Source organism: Bradyrhizobium sp. USDA 4538, assembly GCF_024171045.1.
GTDB lineage: Bacteria > Pseudomonadota > Alphaproteobacteria > Rhizobiales > Xanthobacteraceae > Bradyrhizobium > Bradyrhizobium australafricanum.
In genome coordinates, this window is record NZ_JALJZE010000002.1 from 229,785 (window position 1) to 244,130 (window position 14,346).

Sequence of the window (14,346 nt, forward strand, 5' to 3'; positions counted from 1 at the left end):
TACAACGAAGCTGCAACACGGGCGCCACCTTCACAAGATTTTTATCTTTCCATCAGGCCAAGTCAGTCCTGCAGCGCTCGTCGTCAAGTCGCGCCGAACCATACTTTTGGAATTGCCGCTTCTCGATAAGTGCTCTTGCAATTCGAGCGTGTGTTTGATTACATCCCGATTGCGCTCGTCATGTCTGAGATCACTCAGAAGGACCGCTCATCACGAATCTGCTTGATCGTCCTGACATCAAGCACTTGGTTCTAGTGAATGCCGAAGAGCACGTATTCCCTTTGGCTTAAAACAAGTGAGGTTCTCGCTGGAAAAGAAGTCCGATTTGGTCTCGCGAAGAAGGGCGACCGTACTAAGCCTATGGTGACCCGGCATGTGTGCCGTCTTAGCCTTGCGTAGAAACCACCTTTGACTTGTTAAAGAGTGCGCCCGCCTTGTGACAATCAGAGTGCGGCTCAAGAACTATCCCTCTGATGCACGTTCTATTTGATATTTTCGAGTAAGGCTTTAGGAGGCGAGTGAACATGCGGTGATCTAGCCGTTATATTAGGCTAGCGGTTGTTTTGTGCTGTTTTAATTTTGGCAAAGTGGCGCGATTTGTCGCCTTAGTGGAGAGGAAGAATGGTGGCTATGCCTGTCCCTCTTACGCATAACTGCAAGAGGCGTCTCCCGCTTTCTTTTGCCCAACGCCGTCTATGGCTGCTTGATCGAAATGACGCGGCGCGCGCGATCTGTAAGCTTCCTCTTGCTTTGCGGCTGACCGGTCATCTGGATCCGGAAGCGTTGTGGAAGGCCCTCTGCGATTTGGTCGAGCGCCATGAGAGCTTGCGCACGATCTTCATCGAGGAGAACGGAACCCCGTTGCAGATGATCTTGGCGCCGGATGCTGCTCGTCCAGTGTTGACTGTAAGCCAGTGTACGGCCGACGAGCTTTGTGCAGCGCTGGCTCAGAGAGCGCAGCATGCGTTCGATCTCGCCAGCGAGCTTCCCATCCGGGCTTGGCTGCTGCAGCTCGACGAAGAGCAGCATATCCTTTTGCTTCTCATCCATCATATAGCGTGCGACGACTGGTCGCTCGCGCCGTTAGCGCGCGATTTTAATGCGGCCTATGGGGCGCGCTGCCAGGACCTAGTGCCGGACTGGCCAATGCTCGGCGTTAAATATGCGGATTACACTTTATGGCAACGTGAGCTTTTGGGTGATGAGGGAGACGAGCAGAGCTTGATCAGCCGTCAGCTTGATTACTGGAAGCAGGCTCTTGCAGGTCTTCCTGAGCAGCTTGATCTACCGGTTGATCGGGCTCGTCCGGCGGTAGCGAGCTATCGCGGTGCGAGCGTGCCGCTATGGATCGATGCGGAGCTCCACGGCAAGCTGCTGGGTCTGGCGCGTACCAGTCAGGCGAGCCTGTTCATGGTGCTGCAGGCTGGGTTGGCAGCGTTGCTGACGCGGGTGGGTTGCGGCACGGATATTCCGTTGGGGAGCCCGGTTGCGGGGCGCACGGATGATGCGCTCGACGATCTGGTCGGGTTCTTCGTGAACACCTTGGTGCTGCGCACCGACACCTCGGGCAATCCGCGCTTTGGCGAGCTTGTGGGGCGGGTTCGCGCGAGCGACCTGGAGGTCTATGAGCATCAGGACCTGCCGTTCGAGCGCCTGGTGGATGAGCTGAACCCGGCACGTTCACTGGCGCGGCACCCTCTGTTCCAGGTGATGCTGGTTCTACAGAACAATGTGCGGGCACATTTTGAGTTACCCGGGCTTGAGGCGAAGCCGGTGCCGGTAGGCATGGAGAGTGCCAAATTCGACCTTCAGTTTACGTTCAGCGAGCGGCGTGGGGAGGGTGGTGAGCCACAGGGTCTGCAAGGCGCGCTGGACTATGCGAGTGACCTGTTTGATCGAGAGACGGTGGAGCAGCTGGGAGCGCGACTGATCCGCCTTCTGGAAGCTGTTGCATCTGATCCCGAGCTTCGGATCGGCGAGATCGAAATCCTTGATGCTTCGGAGCGCCATCAGATCCTTGAGGCGTGGAACGCCACGGCTCATGCGGTTCCAGAGGCGACGTTGCCTGTGCTGTTCGAGGCTCAGGTGGAGAGGACGCCGGATGCGATCGCTCTGGTGTTCGAGGACACCTCCCTCACTTATGGTGAGCTCAACGACCGGGTCAATCGTTTGGCGCATCTGCTGATCGCGCGTGGCGTGGGTCCCGAGGACATCGTCGGTCTTGCCTTGCCGCGTTCGCTGGAGATGGTGATCGGGCTCTTGGGAATCCTCAAGGCCGGAGCGGCGTATCTGCCGCTTGATACCGACTATCCCAAGGACCGGCTCGCCTTCATGGTGGAGGACGCACGGCCTGCTTGCCTGCTGAGCACGAGCGAGGTAGCGGCCCGGCTGCCCGAGGCGGAGCTGCTGCAGCTCGATGATGCCAGCACTCTTGCCGCACTCGCCGCGGCTCCCGCCGGCAATCCGACCGATCGAGACCGCATCCGGCCGCTCAGGCCGAGCAACCCTGCCTATGTCATCTACACATCAGGCTCTACCGGTAGACCTAAGGGGGTGCTGGTGCCACATGCAGGCCTTCAGAACTACATCGCCTGGGCTCTAAATACCTATCCAGTCAACTACGGCTCCGGCGCGGCGATCAATACGTCGTTATCGTTCGACGCAACCGTTACCAGCCTTTTCATCCCTCTTGTATCGGGACGGATCGTCAATCTTCTGCCGGACGAGAAGGAGTTCGCAGCTCTGATAGAGCGGCTAGTGAGAGAATTGAGGGATTTTAGCTTTCTCAAGGTGACACCAGCCCACGTCGAGCTTTTTAATCAAATAGTTGCTCAGAATTCCCTTGCCAGTATTGCTCACTGCCTAGTCATCGGCGGGGAGGCCTTGAAGATGTCAACTCTGGCACCTTGGCGCAGTCATGCACCACAAACCCGCTTATTCAATGAATACGGGCCGACAGAAACTGTCGTTGGCTGTACCATCCACGAAATTGGACTGGAGGACGATGCCGGTGACAACGCCCCAATAGGCCGACCGATCTGGAACACGCAGGTTTATGTTCTGGACGGAGGCTTGCGTGTTGTCCCGGCTGGTGTTGCGGGCGAGCTCTATATTGCGGGAGCTGGCCTGGCGCGCGGCTATCTCAACCGTCCTGGGTTGAGTGCGGAGCGTTTTGTCGCGAATCCGTTTGGTCCTGCCGGGAGCCGGATGTATCGGACGGGAGACCTGGCGAAGTGGCGGGCGGACGGTGTTCTGGACTTCCTGGGTCGCGCCGACGACCAGGTGAAGATCCGTGGCTTCCGCATCGAGCCTGGCGAAGTGGAAGCGGTGCTGACCCGTCATTCGAACGTAGCACAGGCAGCCGTCATCGTACGCGAGGACGAGCCGGGTCGCCAACAATTAGTCGGTTATGTTGTGGCCTCAGGCGCTGCTGTTATCGAGGGGGCTGAGCTACGCCGGCATGCGGCAAGTGCATTGCCTGACTACATGGTGCCAACCGCCATCACTATGCTCCCGGCCTTGCCGCTGACGCCGAACGGCAAGCTTGACCGGCAATCACTGCCCGCGCCCAACTTCGCACCATCGAGTATCGGGGCACCGCGCACATCGCAAGAGGAGTTTCTAACTACTCTGTTCGCTGAAGTCCTCGAGCTCGAGCGCGTCGGCATCGACGACAACTTCTTCGATCTCGGCGGACACTCCTTACTAATCACCCGCTTGATAAGCCGTATCCGAACCACGCTTGGCGTTGAGCTGACGATCCGCTCGCTGTTCGAAGCGCCCACCGTTGCTCAATTGACGCATTACCTAGCCGGTGCCGGACAAGCCCGCCCGGCACTGCGGCTCATGGCTAGCTCACATAGGAATCAGCACTAAATAGATGGTCGCTGATCCTTCGGAATTATACCAACGGTCTTGAGGATTTGACTCAGACTTAGGATTCTCAATCAATGATTTCCGAATCGAGGATTGCTATTGAGGATCTGCATTGCAGGGTCGCGGCAGAGATCAGCTGCTTTTGAAATGGAATTTTGCCCCGCCGTAGGCTTCTGAATCTAGGGAGTTCGCTACGAATGAGCGAGGATCTCTTGCCGAGGGCCGCTGATATCTCTCGGGTAGTTTCTGATTTGCTACCTTCTAATGTATTCTTCTCTGGTGGCGTTAAGCGAGCCGGCACTGACCAGTTATGGCCACCGGAGTATAGGATAGTCCAAAACGCGGTAAAGAAACGCCAAGAAGAGTTTGCGACTGGCCGATTTTACGCGAGAAGCGCCTTACGAGGATTGGGGCTGATACCCGCACCGATCTTGGCTGATAAGAACCGCGTTCCAATCTGGCCATCTGGCATTGTCGGTAGTATTTCGCATTGCGATGCATTCTGCGGCGCGATCGTTGCTTATGCGAGGAACGTGAGGACCTTAGGATTTGACGTTGAAGACGCGTCTCCTCTTGAATCCGATCTCATTCCAATAATCTCTTCTACGAATGAACTCACCCAAGCCGAGGCAGGCTCAAGCTACGACAGAGGAAACGTTGCAAAGTGCTTATTCTCTATAAAAGAGAGCATCTTCAAAGCCTATTTTCCTGTAACGCGGCGTTTTTTGGATTTTAAGGACGTGCACGTCGAGCTCGATTGGGCTTCAATGACCTTCGCAGGATATTTTGCCGGTGAGAAGTCATTACTAGGTTCCTCTGTGGTAAGCGGCGGCTTCAATTTGAGCGCGGGCGTAGTTATCGCGACCACAGTGGTACCGGCGTCTGGAAGCGGGGAGCGTCCGCCAAATGTTCCTCATTGAGTTCGCTAAGACCGCCAAACGTCAGCGACTTCACAGTGAGTGCGACTTTTTTTGCAGACGACGTGCCTTGAGTACTCTGGCGCACAAAGTCCCACCGAAATAGGAGGATACTTTGTGATGGTCGACGATGACCAGTGCGGATTCCGACGAAGTCGCCCAGGCGTACCGATATGAAGTCGCCCGTGGATTCCCAGACGATGTCGCCCACCATTCCGATTTGATCTCGCCCGGCGGCGAGGCGTTCTGGCCGGCTGGTTCTCTGGCATCGGTCAAGCCGCGTGGTCAATCTGGAATCGCGACTTCAACCTGTTTTTCTTCTTCTGCGGTTGCTGTGGGCATGGTAAGCGCTGTTCAGCGGCCACCTACCGGATGACAGGGTGATCTGCGAGTCTGCGGTTCGGTTCGACCGTTAGGCTTAGAATGAACACAGTGCATACTGCTATCACGGAGCCGGTGCGGCGGCTTGAGGTCTTCACCGGAGCCGGTCGTCGGCGGAAGTGGAGCAACGAGGACAAGGCGCGGATTGTCGCGGAGATCGTGTCGAGTGGCGACTCGGTGTGTTCCGTGGCACGACGGCATGGCTTGTCACCGCAGCAGCTGTTTGGCTGGCAGCGGCAGTTGCGAGAAGCCGCAGGCGGTCATTTCGAGGCGGACGAAGTACAGTTTGTGCCGGCGGTGGTGGACGCCGTGGTGCCGGCGCCCGCTCTTGGCCGTGAGCGCAAAGGAATGCGGTGCAAGGCCAAGCCGGATACCGGGGTCATCGAGATCGAAGTTGACGGCATCACGATCCGTGCCGGTCGTGGTGCGGACCCAACGATGATTGCATCGATTGTCCGTAACCGGCATGAGGGCCTCACCTCGCAGTGACGAAGCTTGTCTGCGATACAGGCTGGCAAGAGCTGATCGGTGGAGGTGGCGCGATGGCAAATGCCATGCTTGATGCCAGGCAGGAAGGTGACTCTTATCGCCGCGTTGAGGTGATCACTGGGGAGCGCCGGCGGCGACGGTGGACGAGCGAGGAGAAGGCCCGGATCGCGGCAGAGAGCTTTGAGGAGGGGGCGAACATCTCCGAGGTGGCGCGGCGCAATGGCGTTTCTCGCGGACTGCTCACGGTGTGGCGACGCCAGGTAGCGGCGGCGCTGGCCGGCAAAGCCCAGAACTTCGTGCCTATCCAAATTGGCGCCGAGAGCGATGGCGGGAGGGTTGGCAAGTCCGAGTGTATTTCGCCGGTACAGACGAAGCCCGTGGAGATTGCCACGCCGCCGGCCAAGGTCTGTGGAGTGGTCGAGATCGAGGTGAACGGGGCGCGCATCCGGGTCGAGCCGGGGGTGGAACTGGCGACGCTTTCGGTGGTGCTATCGGCGCTTCGAGGGATCCGGTGATTGCTCTACGGTCAGACCTCAAGGTGGTGCTGGCGGCCCAGCCGGTCGACTTTCGTAAGTCGGTGCATACGCTGTCGGCGCTGGTGAGCGAAGCACTGCGCGCGAACCCATATTGCGGCGACGTCTTCGTGTTCCGCAGCAAGCGCATGGACAGAGTGAAGCTTCTGGCGTGGGACGGCAGCGGCATGGTGTTGGTAACGAAGTGGTTGCACCAGGGGCGTTTCACCTGGCCGCCGATCCGCGACGGCGTTGTGCATCTCAGTGCGACGCAGCTTGCGATGCTACTCGACGGGCTCGAGTGGACGCGTGTGTCGCCCAAGCCTGTGAAGCAGCCGGCCATTGTCGGCTGAGAAGTGAGGATTTCACTGGAGCATGGGTCGCACGGATGTATCGTCTGGTCATGGCGATTCGCCCCGACACTCTCCCGACCGATCCGGCAGCTCTGACCGAGATGGTGCTCGCGCTTGACGCTGAGAACGAGACGCTGCGCGTAGCAATGCAGACGTTCAAGGACATGATCTTCGGGAAGCGCTCGGAGCGGCTTGCCGCGCTCGTGGCCGAGCAGCTCGCGCTTGAGCTTGGCGATCTTGAGACCGACGTCACGCCGCCTGCAGCTGCCAACGACGATGCAGCTGCGGCAAAGCCGCCCGGCAAGCCACTGCGGAAGAAGGCGCGCCGCAACATCGGCGCGCTTCCAAAGCACCTGCCGCGCTGCGAGCATGTGCTGGAGCCGGAGGCGACCGCATGCCCGTGTTGCCAGGGCCAGCTTCACAAGATCGGCGAGGACGTCAGCGAGGTGCTGGACATCATCCCGGCGATCCTGCGGGTGCTGCGGACGGTCCGTCCCAAGTACGGCTGCCGCCGCTGCACCGATGGTGTGATCCAGGCGAAGGTGCTGCCGCGCCTGATCGAGAGCGGCATGGCTTCGACCGCACTCGTGAGCCACGTGGTAGTCTCGAAGTTCGCCTGGTATCTGCCGCTGTACCGACAGGTGCAAATTCTGGCCGGCCAGGGTGTCCATCTCGACCGGGCGACGCTTGCCGGCTGGGTGAAGCGTGCGGCCTGGTGGCTCAGGAGCCTCTATGCGCTTCAGCTGCGCACGATCCAGACCGCGCCGCGCCTGTTCTGCGACGAGACGCCGATGCCGGTGCTCGATCCCGGACGACATCGCCCGCGCATCTGCCAGTTCTGGGCGCATGCCATGGATGACCGGCCATGGGGCGGTCCCTCGCCGCCGGCGGTGGCCTACGTGTTCGCCGACGGCCGCGGCACGGCGGAGATCGCCAGACAGTTGATGGGCTTTTCCGGCATTCTGCAGGTCGACGGTTATGCCGCCTACAAAGCGCTCGCCCGCGATCATGGCGGCGCGATCCAACTCGCCTTTTGTCTCGCCCACGCCCGCCGCAAATTCGTCGAGGTGTATAAGACGACCCAGTCGCCGTTCGCGCGCGAAGTGATCGAGCGCCTGCAGGCGATCTATGCCATCGAAGCAGAGATCCGTGGCAGCAGTGCCGAGCAGCGGCTGGCCACCCGCGGCACCAGGTCCGCTCCATTGATGGAGGCGCTCAGGACGCGCCTGACCGCAATGGTCGGCCAGCTCTTCTCCCAATCGAAGCTGGCGGAGGCCATCAACTACGCACTCAATCACTGGGACGGGTTGACGCTGTTTCTCCGCGACGGCCGTGTCGAAGTTGACAGCAACACAGTCGAGCGTTCCATGCGCCCGATTGCGATGGGAAGACGCAACTCATTGTTCAGCGGCAGCGAAGGCGGCGCCGAGAGCTGGGCGATCCTGGCGTCGCTCGTGAACACGGCAAAACTCCATGAGCTCGACCCGCAGGCCTACCTGACCGATGTGCTGGAGCGCATCGTGTCCGGGCGAACCAAGAGCCATCAGCTGCACGAGCTGCTCGCCTGGAACTGGAAGGCGGCGCGCCGGCACACACCGCAGGCAGCGGCATGAGCCCACGTCGCCATAAGGCAGGATCGTCGATGGCGTCAGCCGCGATGTCGCTTGCGGAGCTCGAGCGATGGCTCCAGGATCGCGTCGATCGCCATCCTGCCGCCACCAGCATTCCCATGCTCGACGGCTATACCGCCGCGATCGTGGCCGGACCGGTGTCAATGAGCCCGCTCGATTGGATCTGCCCGCTGCTCGCGATCGATGCCGACGCTTTCAACCATGGCGGCACGCCGGAGTTCGCCGCGATCTCCGCCGTCGCGCTGCGCCACAACGACATCAGCAACACCCTCTCGACTGCCCCCGATCGGTTCGAGCCGATGCACCGGCGCGACCCCAGCGGCAACATCGATGCGCATCCCTGGTGCCAGGGTTTCTATGCCGCGATGCGGCTCAGACTGTCGGCGTGGGCGCCGTTGCTCGACGTCAACAACGTCAATCACGGCCTGCTGCTGCCCATCCTGCTGCATTGTCGCGACGATCAGGCCCGTCCGCTGCTCGGACCGCCACGAAACGGTCGCAAAACCGAGGATTTCCTCCGTAACGCCTACCTCGATATCCCAACCGTCGTCGAGGCGCTGCGCCAGCACTGGATGCCCATCCGCTACGCACGCGACCGCTAATCATCGCGGACGTGGGAGCTCATACCGGTTACGATTGTCCAAGCGCTGAAGGCGAGCCGGTGATCGGTCCGTCGGGTGCTGTCCGGGTGATGGTGGCGACCAAACCGGTAGACTTCCGCAAGGGCATGGACGGTCTTGCGCCCCTGGTGCGCGAGAGCATGGGAGCTAACCCGTTCTCGGGTGCGCATTCCAGGGATGATGATCAGTGGTTCCAGGCGATGGTGATCACGGATTCCAGACGATGGTGATCACTTGCGGAGGCGAACACGACTGACTGGTTTAATGTGTGCTGGAAATGATCCTCCTGGTCAAGACGGGCGGGAGGGTTTGAAGATCGTCCCAGCGGTCCATGGGAGGGCCCCGTGCGCGGCGCGGAGTGCCCCACGAGCGACGCAGCGGCGCGCGCGGGAGGGCCTGTGGGCCGGTGGGACGATCGGGCGCACGGTGGTCACGCTTTTGTCCTATCATCGGCCCGACGCCGCAGGCTGTCGCCTTTGAGCTCGATGCGGTGAGCGTTGTGAATGATGCGATCCAAGATGGCATCGCCAAGCGTGGGATCGCCGAACACGTCAGAGTACCCCTATTCTTGAGCGGGTCGTGTCTCACGTCACGATCACTGACCCGCATCATTTTCTTTTTGGGCACCGGCTTGAGGTGCTGAAGGAGCGGTCGGGGCGCGGTCCCGCCTACGTCGTTGTCGCGCTGCCGGACGGCCGGCCGCGGGCGATTCGGATCGCGTCGACGGATCTTGCCGAGACGATCACTTCCCGCCCGAACGCCGCCGATCTGCCGCGCATCAGTGCACGTACGCTGATCCCATTGATGCATTGATGCAACATTTGAGCGCGAGTCTGAGCCTTCTCGACGAGAAGGTGATTCGCGATGACCCACCGACCGCTTCCAGGTCGCGTTGCGTATCGACCCCTACCGACGTTGGCAAATCCACCTGGCCGTCCGGCCGACATTCCGCGCCTGTGGCCGAATCTATCGACCGCGACACAAACGCAGATTGCTCAAACCATCGCCGCGCTGATGCGGCGAATGCAAGCGGTTCCCGGCACGCCCGGAAGAGGACTGGGTCGTGCTGATCAGCTTGAACGTCGCTGACGAGCGGCTCACGACTGCGCACCGAGCCAAGTTGGCCTATGTCTACGTGCGGCAGTCATCCGTGAACCAGGTGCGCCAGCACCAGGAGAGCACGGAGCTGCAGTACCGGCTCGTCGATCGCGCCGTCGGTCTGGGCTGGCCGCCGGAGCGCGTCCAGGTCATTGACGAGGATCTGGGTAAATCCGGTGCTGGCGGTGTGGATCGTCATGGTTTCCAGAAGCTCATTGCCGAGATCGGCCTTGGCAACGCCGGTCTTGTGGTGAGCCTCGACGCTTCTCGCCTGGCCCGCAATAACCGGGACTGGCATCAGCTTCTCGAACTGTGCTCGGTGTTCGGCGTCCTCATTGCGGATGGTGAGCGGCTTTACGATCCGCGAGCCTACCACGACCGCCTGCTGTTGGGATTGTCCGGTATCATGAGCGAGGCGGAGTTGCATCAGCTTCGGATGCGTCTTCACCAAGGGGAGCGTCAGAAGGCGGCACGGGGCGAACTGCGGCTGCCCCTGCCGGCCGGGCTCGCCTACGATCGGGCGGGTACGATTGTTCTCAATCCCGACGAGGAGGTGCAGGCCCGTCTTCATCTTGTATTTGCCAAATTTCGGGAACTGCAAAGCGCTCGCCGTGTGATGCGTTACCTGGGCAGGAACGGATTGTCCTTGCCGGTTCGACCGCTGCTTGGGCCATCTCCACACGAGGTCGTCTGGCGTGCGTCAGAGAGTGGACGCGTCCTTAGTATCCTGCAAAATCCAGCCTATGCTGCGGCGTATGTTTATGGTCGCCGGCAAAAGGATCTGAGCCGATGCCAGCCGGGATCACTGACGGGAACGGTCAAGGTGGCGATCGGGGATTGGGCGGTTTGCCTCCACGCCGCTCACCCAGGCTATATCAGCTGGGAGGAGTTCATGGCCAACCAGGGGCGACTGGCAGATAACGTCTTCCGCTATGAGGCAGGACATTCTGGCGTACCGCGCAAGGGGGCAGCCCTGTTACAAGGAATTGCGATCTGCGGCCGTTGCGGACGGCGCATGAGCATGCGCTACACTGGCCCGAATGCCGACTATCCGGTCTATTGCTGCCGCTCGGATCGGGACCAGCAAGGCAGTGCACTGTGTCAGGAAGTCCGGGCCTTGGCGGTTGACGCGCTGGTCGAGCGGGTGGTCCTCGATGCCCTGGTGCCGGATCAGATTGAGATCGCACTCGCGGCGGCGGGCCAACTGGAGCAGGAGAGCCGTCAGCTCGAGCGCCAGTGGGCGCTTCGCGTGGAGCGCGCCCGCTACGAGGCCGAGCGCGCTCGGCGTCAGTATGACGCCGTAGAACCCGAGAACCGTCTTGTGGCGCGCTCACTTGAGCGGGCTTGGGAAGAGAAGCTGCGTGTCGTCGAGGCGGTCGAGCAGCAGCATGCGCGTTGGCGCGTACAAGAGCCGCTTCTGATTGGCCCGGCGGAACGCGCTGGGCTACAAGCGCTCGGCGAGAACCTGCCGCGGATTTGGAATACGGCCACCACGTCGGCAGCCGATCGCAAGCGCATTCTGCGATTTGTCATCCGCGAAGTCGTTCTTGATCAGAAGCGGACCCGAGGTCAAGTGTGGCTCAAGATCGTCTGGCACACCGGCGCAACCAGCGAGCATCACGTACAACGGCGCGTTCACACCTACCGCGATTACATCGACATTGATCGGTTGCGGCAACGGATCGTCGAGTTGAATGCTGAACACAAAATGGATGGCGAGATCGCGGCGATACTCAATCGGGAAGGCTTCGTCGCGGCCCGAGGCTGCGCCTTCAAAGGCGAGAACGTCTGGGTGTTACGCACCCGCTGGGGCATTCCCACCGTCAAAATCAACGGCATGGTCAAGAACCCAATGCGCTGGCCCGACGGTAGCTTCTCGATTCAGGGCGCAGCGGCTGAGCTTGGAGTAACCCCGCAGACGGTGTTCGATTATCTCGCGCGCGGATTGCTGGCAGGTCATCAGTTGGCCAAGGGCCAGCCATGGCAGATCGAGCTCTCAGACAAACAAATTACTCAGCTTCGCAACCGGGTACGACGCACCAAGCGTTCGAAGAAGGAGGCATCATGAAGTCATCGGCTCGGCAATCACGTCATGCCATTGCGGCACGGGGAGCTGACTTGTGATCAATAATGATCCCTTGTCGTAGCGATCATCGACGATCTCGAGCAGGTCACGGCGCTGGTCGGCGGTGAGCGGTTCGGGTCCCCAATCGTCAAGAACCAGAAGATTGACGCGCTCCAGCGCGGCGATCAGGCGAGCGAGACGGCCTTCGCCGCGCGCCTGCGCGAGATCGGCGAACAGGCGGGACACGCGCTTGTAGAGGACGGAGAAGCCATCGCGGCAGGCTTTGTTGCCGAGCGCGCAAGCCAGCCAGGACTTGCCGGTGCCGGTCGGGCCGACAATCACCAGATGATTGTGATCGCGGATCCATTGGCCGGAGGCGAGGGTCTGGAAGAGCGAACGGTCGAGACCGCGCGCCGTGCGATAGTCGACGTTCTCGATGGTGGCGGCCTGGCGGAGCTTGGCATTGCTCAAGCGGCGCGTGAGGCGACGGTTGTCGCGGGCGGTGACCTCGCGATCAACGAGGAGGCCGAGCCAATCGGGGTGCGGCATCTCGGCGGCCTCGGGATTGTTCTGCAGTTCGATGACGGTATCGGCCATGGCAGTGAGGCCGAGTGCGCGCAGGCGTTCGACGGTCGGATGAATGAGCACGATGATCTCCTGATCAGTTGTAGTAACCGCGGCCGCGGATGTTGGTGTGGAAGAGGATGGGTGCGTCCTGGGTCGGAGGCGCAGTTTTGTCGGTGCCGTTCTTGAGGATGGCAGCGACCGATTTGTAGGAACGGGCATTGAGCAAAAGGGCACGGGCGCAGGCGGCGTCGACGCGCTCCTGGCCATAGCGTTTGACCAGCCCGAGAATGCCGATGGCCGAGCGGAAGCCCTGCTCCGGATGCGGCCGCGAGCGCAGGATGACGTCGATCAGGGTCTCGGCGTCGGGCCCCACCTTGCCGGCTTCGGAGCGGATGCGCTCGTGGGTCCAGTCGCGGTAGCGGCGATGCGAGCTTGGCATATGCTCGCGGATCGTCGTCGGACGGTGCGGTAGGGTGCTGCGCAGATGCGAGGCGACACGCTTGCCGCGCAGGAAAATCTCGATGGTCTTGAGGGTGATCCGTGCCTCGACCTCCTGATGCACGAGGTGGTGAGGCACGCTGTAATAATGTTTGGCAATCTCGATATGATAGTCGAGATTGACCCGGCAGCGCTTCCACTCGGCATACTCGTAGGGCTCGTCCGGCAAGGGGGTCAGCGCCGGGCGATCGAGCTCCTCGAACAAGTCGCGCCGGCTTCGTCCCCAACTCCGGAGAGGTCGATCGTTCAGCTCGACAAGGAGCGCGTAAATTGCCTCGTTGAGGGCGGCGAGCGAGAAGAAGCGGCGGTTGCGCAGGCGCGCCAGGATCCATCGCCCGACGATCTGGACCCCCACTTCGACCTTGGCCTTGTCAAAAGTCGTCGACTGCAGGTCATGCGGGTACGGCCCGGCAAAAGGTGCGGATCACGCATCCGTTCCATCCGCTTTGCGGTCGCAAGTTCGAGCTGATCTGCCGACGCCGTCATTGGGGCGAAGACCGGGTGGTCTATGAGGGCCAGAACGGTCGACTTTGCACGATCGCGAGCGCGTGGACCGATATCGATCCACCCGATGAGTTCCGGCTGATCGCTACGGGCAGAGCAGCCTTTTGCGTGGCTGACCTGTTGGCGCTTTGTGACGCGCTGGACCGACTTGCCGAGAGCATAGGCGCCAGCGATGCGTAAATATAAATACGCCGCCTATGTAAAGATAATAATGCCATGCCGTCGACGCGATGCGGCGTATTACTTCGCGATTATTAGCGCAAAATCCTCATATAGCGTTGACGTTTCCATTGACGCCCAACATATAGAGGCGTATTTATATTTACGTCAGATTGAGACCGAGCATGGCCACGGCGAAGAAGCGGGATCCGAAGAGCGAGGCGTTGGCGCAAGACGGCGTTCTCAATCCAAATCCGGAAGCAGTCCGCGACACCTCGTTCGTCAGCAACCCATTCTTCGATGCGAAGGACCTGGTGCAGGTGCGCTACGAGATGGTGCGACGCCACCAGGTCGACGGCGTTGCGATCAGCGAGGCCGCCGAGACATTCGGCGTCACACGGCCGACCTTCTACAAGGCGCAGAGCGCCCTGCAGACCGTCGGGCTTGCCGGCCTGTTGCCGAACCGGCGAGGCCCCAAAGGCGGCCACAAGGTCTCCGCCGAGGTCGTTGCGTTCGTCGCCGCTCTCAAAGCTGCAAGGCCCGAACTGACCACGTCGCACTGCCTCGATGCGATCGAGGCGCGATTCGGCGTCAAGGTGCACCGACGCAGCCTGGAGCGGGCGCTGGCGCGCAAAAAAAAACGACTCAACCCAGCCTGATTGTCGCGCCGGACGCA

The 14,346-nt window shown here is 60.9% G+C and carries 14 protein-coding genes and 1 pseudogene; 12 read left to right on the forward strand and 3 right to left on the reverse strand.

Going from position 1 to position 14,346, the window contains the following annotated elements; all coding sequences use genetic code 11:
• Positions 1 to 621: 621 nt before the first annotated feature.
• The 8 genes from J2R78_RS42360 (at position 622) to tnpB (J2R78_RS42395) (ending at position 9,009) form a co-directional block, all read left to right on the forward strand.
• Entirely contained in the window at positions 622 to 3,876 is a 3,255-nt protein-coding gene (locus J2R78_RS42360; RefSeq protein WP_253610195.1) for an amino acid adenylation domain-containing protein, read from the forward strand.
• A gap of 197 nt (positions 3,877 to 4,073) precedes the next feature.
• Positions 4,074 to 4,796, forward strand: a complete 723-nt coding sequence (locus J2R78_RS42365; RefSeq protein ID WP_253610194.1) for a 4'-phosphopantetheinyl transferase — start codon at positions 4,074 to 4,076, stop codon at positions 4,794 to 4,796.
• A gap of 420 nt (positions 4,797 to 5,216) precedes the next feature.
• A complete protein-coding gene (locus J2R78_RS42370; RefSeq protein ID WP_253610193.1) occupies positions 5,217 to 5,663 on the forward strand; it encodes a transposase in 447 nt (148 codons plus the stop codon).
• A gap of 53 nt (positions 5,664 to 5,716) precedes the next feature.
• Positions 5,717 to 6,178, forward strand: coding sequence for a transposase (locus J2R78_RS42375; protein WP_141343522.1), 462 nt, complete (start codon positions 5,717 to 5,719; stop codon positions 6,176 to 6,178).
• Entirely contained in the window at positions 6,175 to 6,528 is a 354-nt protein-coding gene (gene tnpB, locus J2R78_RS42380) for an IS66 family insertion sequence element accessory protein TnpB (RefSeq protein WP_069279868.1), read from the forward strand. The genes J2R78_RS42375 and tnpB (J2R78_RS42380) overlap by 4 nt, the downstream gene beginning before the upstream one ends.
• 50 nt (positions 6,529 to 6,578) lie before the next feature.
• Positions 6,579 to 8,141, forward strand: a complete 1,563-nt coding sequence (locus J2R78_RS42385; protein WP_253610192.1) for an IS66 family transposase — start codon at positions 6,579 to 6,581, stop codon at positions 8,139 to 8,141.
• Positions 8,142 to 8,170: 29 nt separating this feature from the next.
• A complete protein-coding gene (locus J2R78_RS42390; protein ID WP_076825176.1) occupies positions 8,171 to 8,761 on the forward strand; it encodes a UPF0149 family protein in 591 nt (196 codons plus the stop codon).
• A gap of 59 nt (positions 8,762 to 8,820) precedes the next feature.
• Positions 8,821 to 9,009 (forward strand): IS66 family insertion sequence element accessory protein TnpB, encoded by a 189-nt coding sequence (tnpB, locus tag J2R78_RS42395; RefSeq protein ID WP_253636052.1) that lies wholly within the window; start codon positions 8,821 to 8,823, stop codon positions 9,007 to 9,009.
• 200 nt (positions 9,010 to 9,209) lie between these two features.
• On the opposite strand, the pseudogene J2R78_RS42400 reads toward tnpB (J2R78_RS42395), so the two are convergent.
• Positions 9,210 to 9,329: pseudogene (locus J2R78_RS42400) on the reverse strand (ATP-binding protein); the annotation flags it as partial.
• Positions 9,330 to 9,358: 29 nt separating this feature from the next.
• On the opposite strand from J2R78_RS42400, the gene J2R78_RS42405 reads away from it, so the two are divergent.
• Both J2R78_RS42405 and J2R78_RS42410 read left to right on the forward strand, forming a co-directional pair.
• The gene (locus tag J2R78_RS42405; RefSeq protein WP_253610190.1) at positions 9,359 to 9,592 is read left to right on the forward strand and encodes a hypothetical protein; all 234 of its coding nucleotides are present in this window, start codon (positions 9,359 to 9,361) and stop codon (positions 9,590 to 9,592) included.
• A 250-nt stretch (positions 9,593 to 9,842) separates the two neighbouring features.
• Positions 9,843 to 11,945 (forward strand): recombinase family protein, encoded by a 2,103-nt coding sequence (locus tag J2R78_RS42410; RefSeq protein ID WP_253610189.1) that lies wholly within the window; start codon positions 9,843 to 9,845, stop codon positions 11,943 to 11,945.
• On the opposite strand, the gene istB is transcribed toward J2R78_RS42410, so the two are convergent.
• Together istB and J2R78_RS42420 are read right to left on the reverse strand one after the other, a co-directional pair.
• A complete protein-coding gene (gene istB, locus J2R78_RS42415; RefSeq protein WP_253610188.1) occupies positions 11,940 to 12,590 on the reverse strand; it encodes an IS21-like element helper ATPase IstB in 651 nt (216 codons plus the stop codon). The two genes, J2R78_RS42410 and istB, sit on opposite strands and share 6 nt — an antisense overlap.
• A gap of 13 nt (positions 12,591 to 12,603) precedes the next feature.
• Positions 12,604 to 13,362 carry a hypothetical protein gene (locus tag J2R78_RS42420; RefSeq protein ID WP_253610187.1) on the reverse strand — a complete coding sequence of 253 codons (759 nt, stop codon included), beginning with the start codon at positions 13,360 to 13,362 and terminating at the stop codon, positions 12,604 to 12,606.
• Between the two features lie 62 nt (positions 13,363 to 13,424).
• Here J2R78_RS42420 and J2R78_RS42425 point away from each other — a divergent pair, with 62 nt between their 5' ends.
• Together J2R78_RS42425 and J2R78_RS42430 are read left to right on the forward strand one after the other, a co-directional pair.
• Positions 13,425 to 13,691: a DUF5372 family protein gene (locus tag J2R78_RS42425; protein WP_253610186.1), complete on the forward strand. Its 267-nt coding sequence runs from the start codon at positions 13,425 to 13,427 to the stop codon at positions 13,689 to 13,691.
• Positions 13,692 to 13,855: 164 nt separating this feature from the next.
• Positions 13,856 to 14,329 carry a helix-turn-helix domain-containing protein gene (locus tag J2R78_RS42430; protein ID WP_253603675.1) on the forward strand — a complete coding sequence of 158 codons (474 nt, stop codon included), beginning with the start codon at positions 13,856 to 13,858 and terminating at the stop codon, positions 14,327 to 14,329.
• Positions 14,330 to 14,346 lie beyond the last annotated feature (17 nt).